Source organism: Bacillus glycinifermentans (assembly GCF_001042475.2).
Taxonomy (GTDB): domain Bacteria; phylum Bacillota; class Bacilli; order Bacillales; family Bacillaceae; genus Bacillus; species Bacillus glycinifermentans.
In genome coordinates this window covers 24,203-42,899 of sequence record NZ_LECW02000014.1, presented here as the reverse complement: position 1 = coordinate 42,899, position 18,697 = coordinate 24,203, and the positions used below count along the sequence as shown (strand labels likewise).

Annotated in this window: 19 protein-coding genes, 1 tRNA gene and 1 pseudogene; 6 read left to right on the top strand and 15 right to left on the bottom strand. The window is 41.7% G+C overall.

Going from position 1 to position 18,697, the window contains the following annotated elements; all coding sequences use genetic code 11:
• Window positions 1-305 precede the first annotated feature (305 nt).
• Window positions 306-581: a hypothetical protein gene (locus tag AB447_RS10000; protein ID WP_048354305.1), complete on the top strand. Its 276-nt coding sequence runs from the start codon at window positions 306-308 to the stop codon at window positions 579-581.
• 19 nt (window positions 582-600) lie between these two features.
• Here the strand turns inward: AB447_RS10000 and gdhA are convergent, their stop codons facing one another.
• Complete coding sequence (gdhA, locus tag AB447_RS09995; protein WP_172796339.1) at window positions 601-1,983, bottom strand: NADP-specific glutamate dehydrogenase; 1,383 nt, start codon at window positions 1,981-1,983, stop codon at window positions 601-603.
• Between the two features lie 488 nt (window positions 1,984-2,471).
• Between gdhA and AB447_RS09990 the strand changes: the two genes are divergently transcribed.
• Together AB447_RS09990 and AB447_RS09985 are read left to right on the top strand one after the other, a co-directional pair.
• Window positions 2,472-2,753: a hypothetical protein gene (locus AB447_RS09990; RefSeq protein ID WP_048354306.1), complete on the top strand. Its 282-nt coding sequence runs from the start codon at window positions 2,472-2,474 to the stop codon at window positions 2,751-2,753.
• Window positions 2,754-2,821: 68 nt separating this feature from the next.
• Entirely contained in the window at window positions 2,822-3,355 is a 534-nt protein-coding gene (locus AB447_RS09985; RefSeq protein ID WP_048354307.1) for a GNAT family N-acetyltransferase, read from the top strand.
• A gap of 266 nt (window positions 3,356-3,621) precedes the next feature.
• Here the strand turns inward: AB447_RS09985 and AB447_RS09980 are convergent, their stop codons facing one another.
• The 12 genes and pseudogenes from AB447_RS09980 to AB447_RS09925 all read right to left on the bottom strand — a co-directional run bounded on the left by AB447_RS09980 (window position 3,622) and on the right by AB447_RS09925 (window position 14,255).
• On the bottom strand, window positions 3,622-4,179 hold the full coding sequence (locus AB447_RS09980) for a hypothetical protein (RefSeq protein ID WP_048354308.1): 558 nt from the start codon (window positions 4,177-4,179) through the stop codon (window positions 3,622-3,624).
• A 947-nt stretch (window positions 4,180-5,126) separates the two neighbouring features.
• Window positions 5,127-5,519 carry a CDI toxin immunity protein gene (locus tag AB447_RS09970; RefSeq protein WP_048354309.1) on the bottom strand — a complete coding sequence of 131 codons (393 nt, stop codon included), beginning with the start codon at window positions 5,517-5,519 and terminating at the stop codon, window positions 5,127-5,129.
• An 11-nt stretch (window positions 5,520-5,530) separates the two neighbouring features.
• Entirely contained in the window at window positions 5,531-7,339 is a 1,809-nt protein-coding gene (locus AB447_RS09965) for a T7SS effector LXG polymorphic toxin (protein ID WP_172796338.1), read from the bottom strand.
• A 356-nt stretch (window positions 7,340-7,695) separates the two neighbouring features.
• Window positions 7,696-7,769, bottom strand: a tRNA-Arg gene (locus AB447_RS09960).
• Window positions 7,770-7,897: 128 nt separating this feature from the next.
• Window positions 7,898-8,410 (bottom strand): YfcE family phosphodiesterase, encoded by a 513-nt coding sequence (locus AB447_RS09955; RefSeq protein ID WP_048354311.1) that lies wholly within the window; start codon window positions 8,408-8,410, stop codon window positions 7,898-7,900.
• A gap of 20 nt (window positions 8,411-8,430) precedes the next feature.
• A complete protein-coding gene (locus tag AB447_RS09950; RefSeq protein WP_048354312.1) occupies window positions 8,431-9,015 on the bottom strand; it encodes an XTP/dITP diphosphatase in 585 nt (194 codons plus the stop codon).
• 25 nt (window positions 9,016-9,040) lie between these two features.
• On the bottom strand, window positions 9,041-9,784 hold the full coding sequence (gene rph, locus AB447_RS09945; RefSeq protein WP_048354313.1) for a ribonuclease PH: 744 nt from the start codon (window positions 9,782-9,784) through the stop codon (window positions 9,041-9,043).
• Window positions 9,785-9,906: 122 nt separating this feature from the next.
• Window positions 9,907-11,016, bottom strand: coding sequence for a GerMN domain-containing protein (locus AB447_RS09940; protein ID WP_048406224.1), 1,110 nt, complete (start codon window positions 11,014-11,016; stop codon window positions 9,907-9,909).
• 157 nt (window positions 11,017-11,173) lie between these two features.
• Entirely contained in the window at window positions 11,174-11,998 is an 825-nt protein-coding gene (gene racE, locus AB447_RS09935) for a glutamate racemase (RefSeq protein WP_082634640.1), read from the bottom strand.
• Between the two features lie 7 nt (window positions 11,999-12,005).
• Window positions 12,006-12,449, bottom strand: coding sequence for a MarR family winged helix-turn-helix transcriptional regulator (locus AB447_RS09930; protein ID WP_048354315.1), 444 nt, complete (start codon window positions 12,447-12,449; stop codon window positions 12,006-12,008).
• Window positions 12,450-12,610: 161 nt separating this feature from the next.
• Window positions 12,611-12,697, bottom strand: a pseudogene (locus AB447_RS25170) (hypothetical protein); the annotation flags it as partial.
• A gap of 34 nt (window positions 12,698-12,731) precedes the next feature.
• On the bottom strand, window positions 12,732-14,255 hold the full coding sequence (locus tag AB447_RS09925) for a recombinase family protein (protein WP_048354316.1): 1,524 nt from the start codon (window positions 14,253-14,255) through the stop codon (window positions 12,732-12,734).
• A 133-nt stretch (window positions 14,256-14,388) separates the two neighbouring features.
• On the opposite strand from AB447_RS09925, the gene AB447_RS09920 reads away from it, so the two are divergent.
• A complete protein-coding gene (locus AB447_RS09920; protein WP_241494766.1) occupies window positions 14,389-14,757 on the top strand; it encodes a YolD-like family protein in 369 nt (122 codons plus the stop codon).
• A gap of 289 nt (window positions 14,758-15,046) precedes the next feature.
• On the opposite strand, the gene AB447_RS09915 is transcribed toward AB447_RS09920, so the two are convergent.
• Both AB447_RS09915 and AB447_RS09910 read right to left on the bottom strand, forming a co-directional pair.
• A complete protein-coding gene (locus AB447_RS09915) occupies window positions 15,047-15,808 on the bottom strand; it encodes a DUF3800 domain-containing protein (protein WP_035333899.1) in 762 nt (253 codons plus the stop codon).
• 135 nt (window positions 15,809-15,943) lie between these two features.
• Entirely contained in the window at window positions 15,944-16,189 is a 246-nt protein-coding gene (locus AB447_RS09910; RefSeq protein ID WP_026699342.1) for a helix-turn-helix domain-containing protein, read from the bottom strand.
• A gap of 563 nt (window positions 16,190-16,752) precedes the next feature.
• Here AB447_RS09910 and AB447_RS25765 point away from each other — a divergent pair.
• Both AB447_RS25765 and AB447_RS09900 read left to right on the top strand, forming a co-directional pair.
• Window positions 16,753-18,252 (top strand): T7SS effector LXG polymorphic toxin, encoded by a 1,500-nt coding sequence (locus tag AB447_RS25765; protein WP_156415975.1) that lies wholly within the window; start codon window positions 16,753-16,755, stop codon window positions 18,250-18,252.
• Window positions 18,253-18,266: 14 nt separating this feature from the next.
• Complete coding sequence (locus AB447_RS09900) at window positions 18,267-18,665, top strand: Imm50 family immunity protein (protein ID WP_026699343.1); 399 nt, start codon at window positions 18,267-18,269, stop codon at window positions 18,663-18,665.
• Window positions 18,666-18,697: the final 32 nt, after the last annotated feature.

The window sequence follows — 18,697 nt, the reverse complement described above, 5'->3', positions numbered from 1 at the left end:
CAAACAGTGTCAACCGTATTTTTTAAAATTATTAGACAATTTAGATTTATCAATCTACTTGTATACGCTTACATGATTGATATAAAAGGAAATTCAAAATTAAAAATAATTAAAAATTTTTTTCTGTAATCTATAAAGATTACACAAAGAAAACGACGTTTTATACTATTTTGTCATATTTCATGACAGAAAAAATGGAGCCTCCAGGGTTTGCCGGATTAGACTTTTTACCAGCAAACGTGTACAGACTCCATTTACAAAAATTCACATAAACTTATAAAAATAAGAAAAGATAGGTGGATGATATGTACAGCACATACTATTCGGACTCTGCTTATGAAAGCGGGTACCGTCAATATCCGGGATTTTTCGGATATCCGGGATTCCCGGGATATCCTGGATACTTCCCTGGACCTCAGATGACTTACGTATATACGCCCGGATCCCAGATGACGTACTATCCGTATGGTTCCGTATTAACCGGTCCCACTCCCGTAGGCGCCATCAGCCACCCTGGAACCGTCAGCAGTCCCGCCGTCGGCGCGCATGGATTCGGCGGAATTAGCGGCGGGTTCAGATAAAGAAGGAACACCCGTTGAATTAAACAACCCCCTGAGCAATCATGGCATCTGCGACTTTGATGAATCCCGCAATGTTCGCACCTGCCAATAAATCACCCGGGCGCCCGTACTCTTCGGCTGCCTTTATGCTGTTTTGGTAAATGCTTGTCATGATATCGCGCAGCCTGTGATCAGTCTCCTCTCCCGTCCAACGCAGACGAGCGCTGTTTTGCGCCATTTCCAAAGCGGAAACTGCGACACCGCCGGCGTTGGCGGCTTTTGCAGGCCCGAACAAAATCCCCGCATCCAAAAAGCGTTCGACGGCCCCCTGTTCAGAAGGCATGTTCGCACCTTCCCCAACGGCTTTGACACCGTTTGCAATCAGCATGTCGGCCGCTTTTTCGTCAATTTCATTTTGGGTCGCGCACGGAAGCGCAATGTCGCAAGGCACAGACCAGATTCCTGAACATCCTGTGTGAAAATGTGCGTCAGGATGTTCATTTACATATTCGGCGATTCTTTTGTTCCCGAATTCTTTCAATCGTTTTACCGTATCAAGATCGATCCCGTTTTTATCGTATACGTATCCGTCAGAATCGCTGCAGGCGACCACTTTTGCACCAAACTGCATCGCTTTTTCCATGGCGTATATCGCCACATTTCCCGATCCCGATACGACGACGGTGCTGCCTTCAAAGCTCAGCCCTTTATCTTTCAACATTTCTTCGACAAAGTAGACAAGCCCGTAGCCGGTGGCCTCTGTGCGCGTTAGACTGCCTCCGTATTCAAGGCCTTTTCCCGTCAAAACACCCGCTTCATAAGCGCCGCGTATTTTTTTATACTGCCCGAACATATACCCGACTTCTCTTGCACCAACGCCAATATCGCCCGCCGGAACGTCTCTGTCCGGTCCGATATATTTATGCAGTTCATTCATGAAGCTCTGCGTAAAACTCATGATTTCCCTGTCTGATTTGCCCTTCGGATCAAAGTCGGCCCCTCCCTTTCCGCCTCCGATCGGAAGGCCTGTCAGAGAGTTTTTAAAAATTTGTTCAAAGCCTAAAAATTTAATGATGCTCGCGTTAACAGAAGGGTGGAAGCGGATGCCCCCTTTGTACGGGCCGATCGCGCTGTTAAACTGGACGCGGAATCCGCGGTTAACCCGAACCGTCCCCTGATCGTCAACCCACGGAACCCTGAACACAATCATTCGTTCCGGTTCCGCGATTCTCTCAAGGATATTGTGCTCGATATACTTCGGATATTTCGCAAAAACAGGGACAAGTGAATCAAAGATTTCTTTTACCGCTTGAAGAAATTCGCTTTCATGAACATTTCGCTGCCGTACGGTTTCAAACGCTTCTGTTACATAATCTCTCGCCGCTTGCATATTTGTTTTTTCAGCTTTTTCCAGTGTTTGCACCTTTCTTCAGCTCCCTTTTTAAGTTGGATGTCCGATTGAACGTTGGAAGATTTTCTATCATGGTAAATATTACATCTTGGAGACGTTTTCATCAATCTGGATAACAGATCAAACCATTGCTTTTATGAGATATATGTCTGAAACTGTGAATTGGCGGGCATTTAGGCAGGGAGGTGACGAGCGAAAGGCAAGGTGAAATGGACTATCGTTGTTTCGAAAGTCACTTGATCAATATAGACGTTTAGGCCAATAAAGCGCGGTTTTCGGCGGAGTGCTGGGAGTTTCCAAGTGTCGGTTCATACGATATTCTTTTATGTTGATCCCGATTTAAAGCGATAAAAAAATGAATCGTTCTGCATAAAAAAATGCGAGGTATTGCTGAAAGTGACGGAGGCTCCTGGCGCCGCTTTCATGGGCTGTTTTTTCTTGCAGTACCAATTATGACCATGGTATCTTTTTAAAGATATGCGATAGGAGGCTTAGATCAATTGAAAAACATTAGAAGGTATTTCAAGAGACACCCCAGAATAGGTTTTACTATAGACTTTGTCGCAACGGCTATTTGTTTAATGATCGCCTATCTGCTTTTACCCGGAATGTTAGGCACCCTCATTGCAGTGGCGGGATTGCTTTTTGTCAGAAGCTTATTAGGTGCATATTGGTCGTCTCAGGAGGAATTAGCCTCATATTACAGTAATTTTGCCTATCAATTCCGCAATCTTCATGAAGATCTTCGAACAGTGTCCGGGTGTGCACCCGGTGCATGGTGAATTGTTTTTTTGTTTATTAACCTTATTAAAAACTTACCACAATTAATCAAAAGAACTGGAGACTAAAAATGGATATCTTAATAAGACAAGAGCTCACTGAAGATTATAATACTACTGAAGAAATTGTTAAAAAAGCCTTTTTAAACGAAGAATACAGCGACAAGAAAGAACACTTGCTTGTAAATAGGATCAGAAAATCAGATGCATTTATTCCTGAACTTTCATTAGTCGCATTAAATCAAGGCAAAAACATCATCGGTCATGTACTTTTATCTAAAATAAAAATCGCAGATGGTGATAACGCTGTTGATTCTTTGGCACTTGCTCCAGTTTCTGTTGCACCTGAGTATCAGAAAAAAGGAATTGGGAGCCGGTTAATTCGTGCTGCGTTAAAAAACGCAGCAGAGCTTGGTCATCGTTCAGTCATTGTTTTGGGACATAAAGACTTTTATCCGAAGTTTGGTTTTAAACCGGCTAGCTTATGGAATATACAAGCTCCGTTTGAGGTGCCTGATGAAGTGTTTATGGCTCTCGAGTTGACAGATCATTCTCTTGAACATGTGCAAGGTGTCGTTCATTATTCGGAAGCTTTTTTGGAGTAACAGCGAGATGAATGATTAAGATTGGAAAGAGCAATAAAAATTTGACACATCTAACAACAGCTCAAAAAATAAAAGCCCTATCAGCTCTTTCTAATCATCATCAAAGTATTGCCTTTATATTTAATTGTTGAAAGGGACATTGTTGCATCTGTTATAAAGGCCCACACCTCCATTACTTAACCCATTTTCTTCTCCCCACTGAAAAATTCTAATTTCATATTCTCCTTCTCTAAATATTTATAAAGATACAGTATTTTCTACTGTGTCTATCCTAACTTTTCTCTTGATATCTCATCTAGGTTAGAAAAAAGAATGTCACACCCTAAGAATAGAAATGTAATAAAAAAGGATAAAAGTAACTCTCCACCTTGAAATATGGATACATTACTTAGATGGCTATTTGTAACATACTCTATGGAGAAATAAACAGCTATCCACGCAACAGCAAACTCAAATATATAAGTTATCCAATTAGGAATTCTGAGAAATATTGAGAGCCCTTTTATAACTGCCATAAGTATAAGCATGTAAACAAGTGCTAATGCGCTTACCAATAAAGAAAATATGTATAAATCAGATCTAGAGCTATAATTTACATAGTCACCTAAGAAATGATTAACACCTAAAGAAACAAAATAAATAATTAGGCTGGGAACAGCCATGGCAAAGAATAAACAAAAGCCTATAAGGAGGATAAAGGATATAAACGCTAAGGCGTTTGGCTGATTATCTATAACACCCTTTTTAATCAAAAATAAAAACAAAACGCAGCAAATAACCAAACATGAAAGTATAGCTAGAGTTATTGCTGTAAAGATAGTCATCTTTAACCTCCATTAGAAAAGTGCCATTAGTGGGGAACTAACAGCACTTTTTCTTAAATTTTAATGCGTTAAATCAGCGCAACAATGAATTTTGCGACAACCAATGCCTCTAAGGCCATTATAAAGAGTTAGAAAGCAACCACAACAGGGTGAAAAGTCCGGTACTTGATATGGCACAGAAAGAAGGAGCAGAAAAGATTATCCACTAACCTTCTTCGTTAAAGGGCTTAATGCTTTTTTAAGCTGTTGCTTCGTGTCAGCTGATAAAACATCTTTAATCTTCATTTTTCATTCTCCTAACCGAATAAACACCACCTTGCGCTATTCGCTTTTTTATGTTTGAAATGGCTCTAGCCAACTCCAGGAGGACGCAAAAGTTATAAGGAGCCATGTGAAAATGACTTCCTGTGCAAACGGGATCTCACCGCTTGCGTTCCTCGTAACTATCGTGCGCAATCCTGCATAGACTCCGGCCGCTCCTCCTGTGAAGCTGACGACTTTTATCATCATTCGATACATCCGGGTCCACACTTGATAAGGGGTAGGTGCGTCTCCCGTTTCTGACCATTAAAAAAGCGGCCACCAATCAGTTACACAACGTTTGTGTGCAAAAGATCAGCGTCCGCAGGCTCTCCGTCTTAGACTTGATATTCACTTTCGTTTTCCTTGTCTCTATCGTATAACAAAGTGGAATAGAAAAAGTCCCCCATTTTATCCCCCTTTTGTCGGATTTTTATCGAATATAAATAAAAAAGCACTCAATCAGAAATTAAGCGCTTGAATAAATAATTCTTATAAGTAAGGAATTTCCAGGTAATAATGCTAAATCAGTGAGACATAGGTTAGTGTATTTTTGGATACCAAATGTTTCTCGTGATCCCCAAAAATGGTTATGTTTGTTGAAAGAAGGTATAAATCGAAGAGGGCGCCATAATCGGCGCCTAAAATCAGTTTGCCATTCCCACTGTCACTTCTCCATCATGGTAAAACTCAATAACATAGCCAAGTTCGCTATACATAAACGTATCTGAACCAACCGCAGTTACGTCATCTATAACAGCTAAGGCGTTTTCTAAAGTAGTCTTAACCGCCGGATCATCAGAAGGATTCCAAAGAATAATGACAGAAGTGTCAGCTATACCGTTATCTTTTAACCACTTGAATAATTCATCAGAATATTCTATTCTCTTTTTGTTTTTTACTTTTTCCCAATCAATTCTTGCCCAACTTGTTATGGGAAACTGCTTACTTAGAGAATTAAAATACTTCACAGTGAGTTCTTCAGATAAAATTTCTTTCTGCTCTCCTAAAGCCTCTAAACACTCATCAAATAAATCCAAAATATCCACCTCTATCTGTTAAGATGTTTCAATAGCGCTTTGAATGTCTTCTCGTCACCTTCAAAAGGAATATAATATTTTTTCCCTTCTTTTTTTCCCATTCGGAAATCTTCAACATTTATATGAGGTCCTTTTTCGTGATCATAGTCTAAACGCCATCTTACTTTTTTGTCAGCAGATCTTCTGCCGATAATTTTACCATAACCTGCACTTACTTCTAATCTCCCTATGAGTGGTTTTGAGTCTGGGCCTAGATCTCCAATAATCTCCATAGCTTTATTTCTAGCTTGCTCATAAGTTTTAACCTTTGGAAGGGCTATTTCTTTTCCACTTTTAGAAGGTTTTCCAATAGCTTTAGAGGATTTAAATAAAACACTCTCCTTATCCTCAAGCAGCTCCTTCAGCAAAGGCGTATTTTTCACATTAGGGACCTCTCCCGCTCTTTGGAGCATCCCTTCTAATGCAGGAACATACCGATTGATAGGCGATTTAATATGCCTCTTTACGGAATTGACACCTTTCTTTGCTGTCTTAGCTGCCGTCTTTCCAGCCTTGCCCAGACTTTTGGCGCCTGTTGAAACAGTAGGACCAGCCTCTGCCAACCCCCATATAGTCCCAATTGCATAAGCAAGATAGTGTCCGCGAGAATAAGAATCTCCGTGTACCATTTGTTTATCCCACGAGTCAGCGATTGATTTCAACATACTTTCAAAGGCGGCTTTGTAATCGTACTCAAATACTGCATTTACAGTTGCTTTTGGGTTTTTAATAAAGTTATCAGCTTGTTCCGTAAGAGATTTGGCTGTTTCAACTGTTCCCACGACAGTCTCTTTTGCGAAATCGTATGCTCCACCGACAAAGCCTATCATACTTTCTAAAATATGTTTCCCATCTTCCAGAGTTCCTTTAATAGGATCGGCTCTGAACTTCTGGGATTCTTCGATGGCAGTAACATAGTTCATCTCTTCAGATGTAAGATTGTCATAACCGATCTCTTTGGCAACTTTAAGATATTCATCGGGATCATCATACAGCTGCTCAAGTTTTTTCTTTAACTTGTACATTTTAACATCATGTTCGCTAACTTCGCTAATCTCTTTTTCAAGCTTTGATCTCTTATCAAGTTTATCTAACATGACGCCCATCGCTGTCTCTTGATCCCCGCGCAAAGCATCAATCTCATCCGGCTTTAAAATCGAGCCTTTTTGATAGGTTGCAATCTCAATTTTAGGACCCGTATACATTTTTTCAAGCCTGGCTATGTACCTCTGCATCGTCTCAAGGTCATTTTCGGCTGTTTTGAGGGCGTTTGTCTGTTCCCTGTCAAAAGTGTGCAGCTTTTCAATTGTCTGATTGATGTCTTTCATTGCTTTTCGGTTTTGTTCATAAAAATCATTATCATTCAAATCCGGCAAATCAACAATATGGCTGACTTTTGAAATTGCGGCGTTGGCTTTGGATACCAAATGTTTCGTTGTCCGATCAGCCGCGTTTAAGCCTTGTTCCAGATCGTGATCGAGAAAGGCTTGCGAAATATAACCGTTGTGATTCGGTTCGAGGGAATTCAGTGAATTTTTGATTTTTTTCAGCGTTGACTGATATTCCTCAATAAATGATTCATAGAACCGCAAAAACGGGGTGTGGCATTCTTCGTAAAAGGCGCGGATCGCGTCGCCACCTTTGCCTTTTAAAGCATCGTCAAGAGCCGTTATCCCGTCGACGCTTTTTTTGAGATTGGCGATTTCTTCTGATTGCTTTTTTAATTGTTCCAGCGTTTGATCAATTGCATGGTGCAACGCATGGACATCAAGAGTCTTCATGGCATTCCCCTCTAATACTAAAGTTACAATCAGTATAGAGTTTACCACTTTACGGAAAGAAATTGGTGAATAAATCCTGTCTATCCACGAAAATGAATCTTATTGATCAGGTCAAAAAACCCACCTTCTGTTTCTTGAAGTATTAAAAATAAAAATGGCTTTAAGATTGTAGACATGCTTTTTAGAAGATGGTGCAGGTTGAATATGTATGTTTAAACAGTATTTATAGGGATATAATGATATTTTATCGAATATACCGGAATTTTTCCCCACTTCTTTTACGCCCTTCCCTTTGATCTTAAAGAAAAAAGCCTCAAACCCTTGTATACCAAGAAGTTTGAGGCTTTTTTCAGAGACGTCCCAGGAGAGATTCGAACTCCCGACCGACGGCTTAGAAGGCCGTTGCTCTATCCAGCTGAGCTACTGGGACATGATGAATTGTTTTGTTTGCTTTAACTATCAGCGACAAGATTTATTATATGCGTATTGTGCCCATAAGTCAACATTTTTTTAGAATTTTTTTCATCACGAGGAAGAAGAAATTCTTCCTCGTGAATGTTACGGCAATCGGCAATGATTTGTTAAACTTTCGATTTCCTGTCCGTCCGTATCGTAAAAGCGGACTTCTGCGTTGTGATTGTCAATGCTTAGTATAGCATAAGTTTTCTCCCTTCGCACCCGGGGAAGGCGGATGCTGCCGGGGTTGATCAGCAGCTTTCCGTCCATCAGCTCGCTGCCGGCGATGTGGGAGTGGCCGAAGCAGATGATATCGGCTCCGAGTTCTTCCGCCCGGTAATACACATTTAACAGCGACTGCTTGATGCCGTACAAATGTCCGTGTGTAAAAAATAGCTTCCGCTCGCCAATTGGTACGACGATTTCATCTTTAAATTCCCCGTAAAAGTCGCAGTTACCTTTTACCGTCAAGTAGGAAGCAAGCGCCGGATGAGAAGGGTCAAGCTCGGAATCTCCGCAGTGGATGTTGAGATCGGCATCCTTCTCATGACGTTTGGCGATTGTTTCGAGTTCATTTTCAAGGCCGTGGCTGTCGCTTACGATCAGCACCTTCATTCCGGCTCCTCATCTCCGTGTCAATCCAATAATGCGGTCAGCTTTTTCAGCGCATCCGCCCTGTGGCTGATCTTGTTTTTTTCGCCGCTTGAAAGCTGAGCCATCGTCTGGTCCTTATCTTTGACGAGGAACACCGGATCATAGCCAAACCCGTTCGTTCCGATCGGCTCCTCTGTAATATAGCCTTCGACGGCCCCTTCGACCGTTTTCGTTTCCTGTCCCGGAATGCATAAGGCAAGCGCGCATCTGAACCTTGCCGAACGGTCTTCCTTTTCGACTCCTTCGAGTTCTTTTAACAGCTTTTGCAAGTTGGCGAGGTCGCTTTTGTCTTCCCCGGCATAGCGTGCCGAGTAGACCCCCGGCCTTCCGCCGAGATAATCGACGGACAGGCCGGAATCGTCGGCAATCACGATTTTGCCGGTCTCTTTCGAAATTGTTTCCGCTTTGATGATTGCGTTTTCTTCAAAGGTTTGTCCGGTTTCTTCAATGTCGGCCGTATAGCCGATATCCAATAATGATTTGACATCGTAGCCTCTCGGGGCGAGCATTTCTTTGAATTCCTTGACTTTTCCTTCGTTTTTTGTGGCAATGATGACTTCTTTCATTTCGTATCAAGCCTTTCTGAAAGTTTTATTGTTGCTGAATGGCTGCTGAAGCATCACCGAGCGCTTCTTTCTGTTTTTCGATGAGTTCGGCAATCCCTTTTTCGGCAAGCTCTAAAAGACCGTTCAGTTCGCTTTTTGAAAACGTCGCTTCTTCACCGGTTCCCTGAAGCTCGACAAAGCGGCCTTCCCCCGTCATAACCACGTTCATATCAACCTCTGCTGCCGAGTCTTCCTGATAATTCAAATCAAGAATGAGTCCGTGCTCCTCGTCGACCCCCACTGAAGTGGCAGCCAAAAAGTCAGTGATCGGCATCGTTTTCAGCGTCCCGTTTTCCATAAGCCGGCTGACAGCCAGCGCCATCGCGGTGAATGCCCCGGTGATCGAAGCCGTTCTCGTCCCGCCGTCCGCCTGAATCACGTCACAGTCGATCCAGATCGTCCGTTCGCCGAGCTTCTCCAAATCAACGACCGCCCGCAAAGCTCGTCCGATCAGCCTTTGGATTTCCATCGTACGTCCGGAAATTTTCCCTTTTGACGATTCCCTGATCGTCCTTTGATTCGTGGCGCGGGGCAGCATGCTGTATTCCGCCGTAATCCAGCCTTTCCCTTCTCCGCGCAAAAACGGCGGAACGCGGTCTTCTACGGACGCGTTGCAAATCACCTTTGTATTGCCGACTGTAATCAGCACCGATCCTTCAGGATGGGTGATGAAGTCAAGTTCCATCGCTACAGGGCGTAATTCATCATTTTGTCTTCCATCGTATCTCATATTTTACCTCCGATTGTATGTACATAAACATTTCGCAGATTTCCTGTCAACGAAAACTGAATAAAGAAAGAGGCAGCTCTATACGCCCACCTCTTTTTTTATAGTATATCAAAAATCTCCGGCTAAAAACTACCTGTGTTCACCCTGCTCGGCCTTGAAACCGGTTTTGACAGCTTTTCGCCTTTTTCATTGACAAGCTCGGCCTTTCCGTTTACGGTGACGGATACGCTTTTAACATCCGGCAGTTCGGTCACTGTCAGCACGATGCTGTTTAACACTTCGTCGGAAATCACTTTCTTTTGCCCGTCTGCGCTTCCGTAAATGGCTTCATTGAAGTCGAGCGTCACGTGGCCGTCCTCGATTTTCGGCTTGCTCTCGAGCTTTACGTCCCCTTGAAAATCCGACAGCAATCCGCTTTTTTTGCTCGGGCCTTCCGTCAGCTCTTCAATCGCTGCCGTCACTTGATCGCTTTCTTTTTCAGATGCGCGCTTTGTAACCGGAACATAGTATGTGCCTTTATCCGTCTCAGCTAAATAATAAACGGTAACAGGCTGTGTAGCCGTCATATCCGTCACACCGGCGGTATCAATATTGATGCCGTCCTCGCGGCTCAAATTCTCCGGCAGCGGCGTGCCGTTTACAGGCATTTCTTTTAAATCGTGTCCGTTCATCCGAATTTTCACTTTGTCGATGGAGTTAAATTGCGTTAAAGTCCATGTGATCGCCTGAACGATTTTTTGTTCATCTTCCGCTTTATAATTTTTAAATTCGTTTGAAAAATCGGCGATCGCTGTGCCATCTTCTTTAATGTCGACATTTACCGTTGTGTCCGCCGGCAGCACGGCTCTGAAACCGTTCGGAAGGATGTTTGAGACCGGTCCTCCTTCAACGAGGTATTCAAGGGCCTGTTTTGCGGTTCCTTCCTGTTTTGGAAGCGGAATCGTCTGTGCCGTTACATATCCGTTTTTATCGATCAGATAAAGCTCCCTCATGACCGTATCGCCATTTTGTTCCGCTTTATTTTCGCTCGTCGTTTTGCCGTCCTGGTCATCTGTTTTTTCTTTCGTCCGATCCGTTTGGTCCTGATCCTTCTCCTCTTTTACATATGTGATATCCTGCGGCGGATCAATTTCCTCTGATGCCTGATCTGACTGAAACAGACCGCATCCGGAAAGAAGCAGCACGGAGGCCGTCACAGACACCGCGGTTCCCATCATCCCTTTTTTCGGCATACCTTTCCCTCCTAAGACTGTTTGTACTACTATGTATACGAGCCTTTATGCAAAATAGACCAATTGTTTGAATTGGTCTCAGGGCTGCGGGGAACGTTTTTACAAAACAAAATGAGCATCTTCCGCATGAGAAGATGCTCATTTATTTCATGTATGTTTAGTACTCTTTTACAGCTGTTTTTTCAATCGTGATGCTGTTCACATTCTTTACGTCGTAGCCAAACCAATCGTTTGCGATTTTTTTAAACCGTTCGCGGTCTCCGGTTGTGAAAAATTGGTGTTCAGGCGAAAGCGCGCTTTTGTTCAATAAACCGTTGTAGGATAAAATCGTACTGACCTCTCTCGCCGTCTCATCACCTGAAGAAATGATGTTGACGCGTTCGCCCATGTAGCGCTGAATCGGCTCTTTTAAAATGGGGTAATGCGTGCATCCGAGGATCAGCGTATCAATGGAGGAATCCCTGAGCGGATACAGCGAAGCTCTGACGATTTCATCAGCCGTTTCGTCCAAAAATTTGCCGCTTTCCACGAATGGGACAAACATCGGACAGGCTACGTTTTCGACCGTCAGATCGCCATTCAACGAAAGCAGCGCTTTTTCGTATGCTCCGCTTCTAATTGTATTCTCCGTTCCGATGACGCCGATCCGCTGATTTTCCGTCACTTTAATGGCTGCCCTTGCACCGTGCTGCACCACTCCGATCACGGGAATGCCGACCGCTTGGCTGATGTCCTCCAGCGCGATGGCGGTTGCGGTATTGCAGGCGATCACGAGCATTTTAATATGATGACGGGATAACAGGTAATTTGTCATTTCCCATGTAAATGAAAGTACTTCTTTTCTGTCCCGCGGACCGTACGGACATCTTTTCGTATCTCCGAGATATATGATGTTTTCTTTCGGCAGCTGCCTCATGATTTCTTTTGCCACGGTTAAACCGCCGACACCCGAATCGATGACTCCTATCGGTTGATCCAACAAAATCGCCTCATTTTCTATTCATTTCCTGCTGAAGTTTGATTAATAATTTTTCAAAAACGGCTGTTTCCTCTTCAGAAAACGCTTCTAGCATGTTATCCAAGTAATCCTGCCTTTTTTGAATAACCTCTTGAATGATCCGCTCCCCTTCCGGTAAAAGGTGAATCCGGACAACCCGCCGGTCTGACGGATCTTTCACACGTTCAACGAGGTTATTTTTTTCCATCCGGTCAATTAAATCTGTCGTGGTGCTGCACGCCAGATACATTTTGTGAGATAGCTCGCCGATCGTCATATCCCCGAATTCATACAGCCATTGCAAGCCGACGAACTGCGGGGGTGTAATCGAATATTGAGTAAGAATTTCTCGTCCTTTTTGCTTAATGATGCCCGCGATATGGCGAAGCGATTTTTCAATATCCGCAATATGGTTCAAAGAAGCTTTCGTATTCATGTGCTAAAACCTCGCTCAACTCGTCGTTTTATTTCACAACACCCGAGTCTATTTTCCTTCTTTTCTGCAAAAATTGCAAGACTAAGCGCATGAATATCCTGCCTCCGAAAAAAACAAATAACCGGTTCCCTTCTTTTTCAAAGAAGGAATACCGGCGCAATTTAGAGGTCTAGCTCACCCATTCGAAGAAGTTCAACAACAGCTTGCGAACGGCCTTTCACTCCCAATTTTTGCATGGCATTCGTTATGCATTCCTATTGCAAACTAAAAGCGCATTTTTGCTCATTTGAAATTGTAATAGAAGTCAACTGTTCCATCCTGATGAATTACTAATTTATCGATAAGTACGGAAAACGCATGGAACAAGTCCTGATCTGTTCTCTCCAACTGCGCGAAAGCGTTTTGAATGTTAGAAATATCGATGCTCTGTTCTTCTTCCCGTTCAAGCCGGAATAGATCATCATTCAGTTTTTCAAGTTGGCTCTCGAGCTCTTGTCGTTTCGATTGAAACTCTTCCTTTGAAATAAGGGCATCCTCAAGGTACAATTCGATCAGCCGCTTTTTCTTCTTCTCGGTGCTCTCGAGCTCACTTTTCATTTGTTTGATCTTCTTCTTTTTCCGTTCCTCAAAGTCAGACTTGAAATTCAGTTTGAACCTTTTCCCTTTGGATTTCAGCTTTTTGATTACCATAGCCCTGAAATCCTTGTACTGTATCGGTGCATGGTTCACACACAAGTCTTTTCCGCCGCGACGGTAAGCGCTGCATTTCAAATAGTTAAACTCCGACTTTTCGCCATTCTGTTTGTATCTATAAGAAGGAAGTATGACCATTTTAGCTCCGCATTCTCCACAGACCATTTTCCCGCGCAGCTCATTCCAAGGAGTAAATCGCTTTTTCGCAAGCCTACGCTCCCGGTTATTGGCTTTTTCAAATTCCTCTTCTGATACAATCTTTGGACACCAATCCTTATAAACTGTCCATTTTTCTTTTGGATTACGCATAAATTTTTTTCGACCGCCAACTTTAACGGTTGTATAACGATTGGCGATGAACACCCCACAATAAATCGGGTTTTTCAAAATGCGCTGTACAGTCGTTAATTGCCACTTCTCAACCTTTTGAGGCTTTGGAATGTTCCCAAGACTTAGTTCCTCATTTAATTTATAAACGATTCTCTTTTGCCCATATCCGTGGTTATTATAAAGATCAAATATAAGGCGGATGACCTTAGCCTCTTCCTCGTGGATCGCGAGGTATTTCCCGTCTTTTTTGTACCCGTAAGGGATGCGCCCCGAGTGTTCGCCCCTTCTCGCCTTTGCTGCAAGTGATGCGCTGGCCGCTACTGATATAGTTTGTGGGTATTGTGCTGCAAACATCGAGAACATTTCAAATTTCATTGAATTTTTGCCTTCATAAAGGCTGTCATATCCTTCTTCGAGAGTCACTACCCTTACGCCATGAGCAAGAAGAACCTCGCGAATTTCAAGGGAATCCTTTAAGTCACGAGCCAACCGACTGATTGACTTAAAAACGACCATTTTCAACTTGTGATTTTTGGCCTTTTCCAGAATTAACTGCATAGCTGTCCGATCAAGCAAAACGGTACCGCTGATTCCGTCATCAATCTGTATAGCGTCTTCGTTCCATTCAAAATTATTTTGTTCAAGCCAGTGTTGGCAAATATCGACCTGATTTTCCTTAGATGAAACTTGCTCATCTTTTTCGGTCGAAACCCGTACATAGACAGCGTAAGGATAATCTTCATATTTTATAATTTCCTGAGTGTCTTTTTCTTCGAAGAACATACGCCCGCCCCTTTTTTTGCAAATGGTACATTATATGGAGATTATAGCATAATGATTTCAAACATCCCATATATTTTCGGTTGAAAATAGAACAAATGTTCCTATATAATCATCTCAAAGGAGATGAAACACCATGAGAGATGACAACCTTAAAGATCGAGGCACAATCAAATGGACGGCAATGATGCTGCCCGAGCATGTCAGTTTGCTTCGAGAGTTAGAAAGCAACCGCAACAGAATGAAAAGGCCGGTGCTCGACATGTCCCAAATTGAAGACATGGAAAGGGTAATATGTGAGGCGATGGAGTTTAATATGCCAGTGCAGTTCGCTGTATTTAAGCCGCTGCCCTTTTTAAACGGTGTAGAAATGGGAGAAGTCATTTATATAGAAGGAAAAATCCATTACATAAATCAGACCCGCAAGGTGTTTCATGTCGTGGATTCAAAAGGAGACACCAATCTCATTAAATTTGAGGATGTTGTCGGCGTGAAGGCAAAATAAAAAAACCATTATTAAGGATACTAAAAAAGGTATTCCTTAATAATGGTTTTTTGGTTAAGTACAATAACTTGCCATAACACGGCTACCACACAGGCAGCTTACGGTAATTAGTCGCGTGTTTCTTGGACTCACTTGTTATTGTACATTGATTATACATTGAATGGACAATGTTAGTCAACAAAAACGGAGCATTTTTTTTTGTGATAACGGATCAAAATTTTATTATCAAAATGGGACATTGTTTTTTGTTCAAAATTCATTATCAAAACGGAGCATTTTTATTTACTCATTACGGGTCAATTTTTGTTGCTGCCACTTCTGCAAAGGCATCTTCATATGGTGGGAATATAAATGGCGTGCATAGCCTTGGTTTCAAAAAATTATACAGATATTCACATCCTTCATGGTACACTAAATCAGTCTCTTTTTTAACCTGATTAAAGTTCGGAAATGGAGCACCTTGATACCTATAATATTGAAAGATTATGTTTGAAATCATATCTGCAACTTGTATATTAGGAGATAAATCAGATTGCAAATATTCCACTTCAACATTCTTTGTGATTTGTTTATCAAGAACCAGATCACTATAAAGGTAACCCTCTAACTCATTTAGTGACGGAAGGGCAGAATTTCGGTTGTCAATTTTAAGATTTAATAGTAGCTCATCTTCTTTACTCAAAGGGAAATTTTTCATGATTATTGATACCAAGTAGTTAAATGAACGTGCTGGTTGCTCTCTAAACCTTTGTTCGATTTTTTGATTACACACTACCATATGTGCTATTTTTATATCTGTTGCTTTAAACAACTTTTCTAGAATGAATAATTTCATAAAAGGGGGGGTATCTGAGCCTTTGAGTTCGTCTGGGTTTGGCAAATTTGCAAAAAAATCAGGAAAGTCTTTTCTTAGTCTACCAATTGCTCTTTTAAAGGTACTCCTTAACTTTCTAGGATTGGTTGTATGTATAAAAGCAATGACGAAGAATCTATATTTATATTTTCTTGAGAAAAATTTCGGTATACTCCCAGATTCATCTATGTAAAACAAATTCATCACCCATTGTCAAAGTTTTCTTATACTTTATAGTATTATATTCTGGGGCCTATTACAAGAATCCCCTTTGGTAATAATGAAATAGGTTATATATAAACAAATAAAATAAGCTCCACGAAAGGTAGAGCTTTATTCATCATACGGCCGATATTTTTTCCGGGCAGCTTCAAGATCTTTTTTCTTTTCCTCAACATCCGAACGCAAAAACAAACTAGTCCCGCTCATTTTTTTCACAGGATTAAGTTTTCCGCCGTTTACAAGTTGGCTCATACGTGAGCGATTTACCTCAAGCAGTTCGGCCGCCTCTTTGGTGGTCAGGACTTCACGTCTGATGAAGTCCTCGACCTCCTGACGGCTTTTTAAATGATATTCCATAGACTTATCTGCTCCTTAAATCCTTAATAATCGTGAAGATGGTCACGGCCAACACAATAATCATGATGACCGTTGTGAAAGTGCTTGTCCGTAATTCCCGCAGCCCAATAGCAGCCACGCTTAATAAAATCATGGAAAAAATGAATGTTTGTCTTCTCTTCATATTATATGCTAGACTGGTTATAATTATATTAGGAAGCGAGCGAGCCACCGCTCACTTCCCTGCTTGCTAGTCCTTCTTATTATTCTTCTTTGCATCCGATGATTGCTGTGCAATCCAGGCGATGGAAGCAACATAGAAGATAATTTGAAGGACTTTTATCATGATGTCCAGCATTTCTTCACCTCCTTACACTCTTATTATACAACACCTATAAACAATTGTATATAGATAAAGCGAAAAAATCCCCCTTTTTCTCCAAAAACTCACTCAATTAAATAGGTATAATAACCTAAAACAAATGATTCATTTTCATGGATGAACAGGATTTATTCACCAATTCCTTTCCGTAAAGTGGTAAACTCTATACTGATTGTAACCAAAAGGATTAGAGGAGAATGCCATGAAGACTCTGGATGTTCAGGCGTTACACAATGCAATTGATCAAACGCTCGAACAATTAAAACAACAATCAGACGAATTCGCCAAAGTCAAAAAGGCCGTTGAGGGCATCACATCACTTGATGATGCTTTAAAAGGAAAAGGCGGCGACGCGATCCGCGCCTTTTACGAGGAATGTCACACACCTTTTCTACAGTTCTATGATACTTTTATAGAGGAATACAGTTCCACGCTGAAGAAAATGAAAAGCGCGTTAAATTCCCTGGAACCAAACCATAACGGATTTATTTCACAGTCCTTTCTCGAACACGAGTTGGAGAATGGCTTAAATGCGGCCGATCGCACAACGAAACATTTGGTTTCTAAGACCAACGCCACGATCGCAAAAGTCAGCCATATCGTAGATTTACCGGATTTGAATGACAGCGGTTTTCACGAACAGAATCAGAAAGCATTAAAGGAAATCAGCACGGCCCTCGAAAAGCTGCATGCGTTTGACCGCGAGCAAACAAACGCCCTCAAAACAGCTGAAAACGACCTTGAGACGATGCAAAAATACATGGCGCGGCTCGAAAAGATGTATACCGGCCCCAAAATTGAAATCACCGGTTATCAAAAAGGCGCGATTTTAAAGCCGGATGAGATGGATACCTTGAGTGGAAATCAAGAAACAGCGATGGGTACCATGTTGAAAAAAGTCGGAGACAAAGAAGATGCCGAAATTAACACTCTCGCCGATCCAGATCGGTTAAAAAAATTGGCAACGCAAAAGGTTTCCACCAAAGAGTACACTCAAGAGGAATTGAATAAACTAAAAAAAGATTATAGAGTATTTAACGATACGCTTTACCGGGCATACATAGATGGTGATACAATTGTCAAGATAGAACCCGCCTACACCCTTCCAGAGAATGTGGAAAAAAGTGACTTTGCTAAATATTTCGATACGGCTATGGAATTTACAGGTGTGTATGATGGAGTAAGAGCAGCGTTTGGATACGACCTTGCGACAGGTGAAATTGTTAAAGATCGTGGTGACCGTATTATGGCCGCGTTGAGTGTCACCCCTTTCGGAAAGGCATTTAAGTACGGAAAGCGCGGTTTCAAGTTATTTAAAGGTGAAGAGGCGGGAAAGAAAGCTTCAAAGGTTGGTAACGGCTCTAAGAGTAGGGTACATCTTCCAGGAAGAAATGGTGCTCTTAATGAAGCTAAAAAGGATGCGGGCATTACTAGATCTCAGCACCCCGAATCAATTCGTCGTGTAGAGATGCGAACCGCTCCCCATGAAGGTGGCCATGTAATAAAAGACGAAAATGGTAAAATTATTTGGACCAAAGAGTATATCTATACAAATAACAAGGGTCAGAAAATCATAATACAAGACCATAGCGCGGGTCATGAAAAAGGTGGACAAGGGCCTCATTTTAATGTAAGGCCATTTGATAATCCTCGAACAGGAAAAGTCCCAGGGACAAAAGATCATTATCCATTCAAAAAATAATTTGAGGTGATATTATGTGGTACGAAAATTTAGAGGAAAATTATTTTTTAAAAAGTCTATATAATGAGATTCCTAAATTAGAAAATATACGTATCGAAGGCATTTATATTAAAGAAGAAGGTAGAAAAGTAACTCTGCATTTTGATATGCCGTTTTATGCGGAAAAGCCACCGAAAAAGTGGGCTAACTTAGGATATAATTCAATTGCTCTTGAAGTGGATATTTTCGATATCCATTCTTTAGAAATGAAGACATTATCAGATACATATAGAGGAAACATTGAAATAAATAAGGATGACCAAGGTTTAATCGAAATCAATATCACAGGAGAGGTTACTGCAAAAATAAAAGCAGATGCAGGACTCATTCAATCAATTAATGGTTATATTAATGGAGCTTTAGAAAAGGAATAAGCAAAAAAAGCATGTGGCCCTTTACACAAGAA

Bases quoted from the DNA above. Each gene is read 5' to 3' on its own strand.
- AB447_RS09900 (WP_026699343.1), top strand. From the start codon at position 18,267: ATGTGGTACGAAAATTTAGAGGAAAATTATTTTTTAAAAAGTCTATAT.
- AB447_RS09980 (WP_048354308.1), bottom strand. From the start codon at position 4,179: ATGACTATCTTTACAGCAATAACTCTAGCTATACTTTCATGTTTGGTT.
- AB447_RS09920 (WP_241494766.1), top strand. From the start codon at position 14,389: ATGAGAGATGACAACCTTAAAGATCGAGGCACAATCAAATGGACGGCA.
- AB447_RS09965 (WP_172796338.1), bottom strand. From the start codon at position 7,339: ATGAAGACTCTTGATGTCCATGCGTTGCACCATGCAATTGATCAAACG.
- rph (WP_048354313.1), bottom strand. From the start codon at position 9,784: ATGAGATACGATGGAAGACAAAATGATGAATTACGCCCTGTAGCGATG.
- AB447_RS09925 (WP_048354316.1), bottom strand. From the start codon at position 14,255: ATGTTCTTCGAAGAAAAAGACACTCAGGAAATTATAAAATATGAAGAT.
- AB447_RS09985 (WP_048354307.1), top strand. From the start codon at position 2,822: ATGGATATCTTAATAAGACAAGAGCTCACTGAAGATTATAATACTACT.
- AB447_RS10000 (WP_048354305.1), top strand. From the start codon at position 306: ATGTACAGCACATACTATTCGGACTCTGCTTATGAAAGCGGGTACCGT.
- AB447_RS09950 (WP_048354312.1), bottom strand. From the start codon at position 9,015: ATGAAAGAAGTCATCATTGCCACAAAAAACGAAGGAAAAGTCAAGGAA.
- AB447_RS25765 (WP_156415975.1), top strand. From the start codon at position 16,753: ATGAAGACTCTGGATGTTCAGGCGTTACACAATGCAATTGATCAAACG.
- AB447_RS09930 (WP_048354315.1), bottom strand. From the start codon at position 12,449: ATGAATACGAAAGCTTCTTTGAACCATATTGCGGATATTGAAAAATCG.
- AB447_RS09910 (WP_026699342.1), bottom strand. From the start codon at position 16,189: ATGGAATATCATTTAAAAAGCCGTCAGGAGGTCGAGGACTTCATCAGA.
- AB447_RS09955 (WP_048354311.1), bottom strand. From the start codon at position 8,410: ATGAAGGTGCTGATCGTAAGCGACAGCCACGGCCTTGAAAATGAACTC.
- AB447_RS09940 (WP_048406224.1), bottom strand. From the start codon at position 11,016: ATGCCGAAAAAAGGGATGATGGGAACCGCGGTGTCTGTGACGGCCTCC.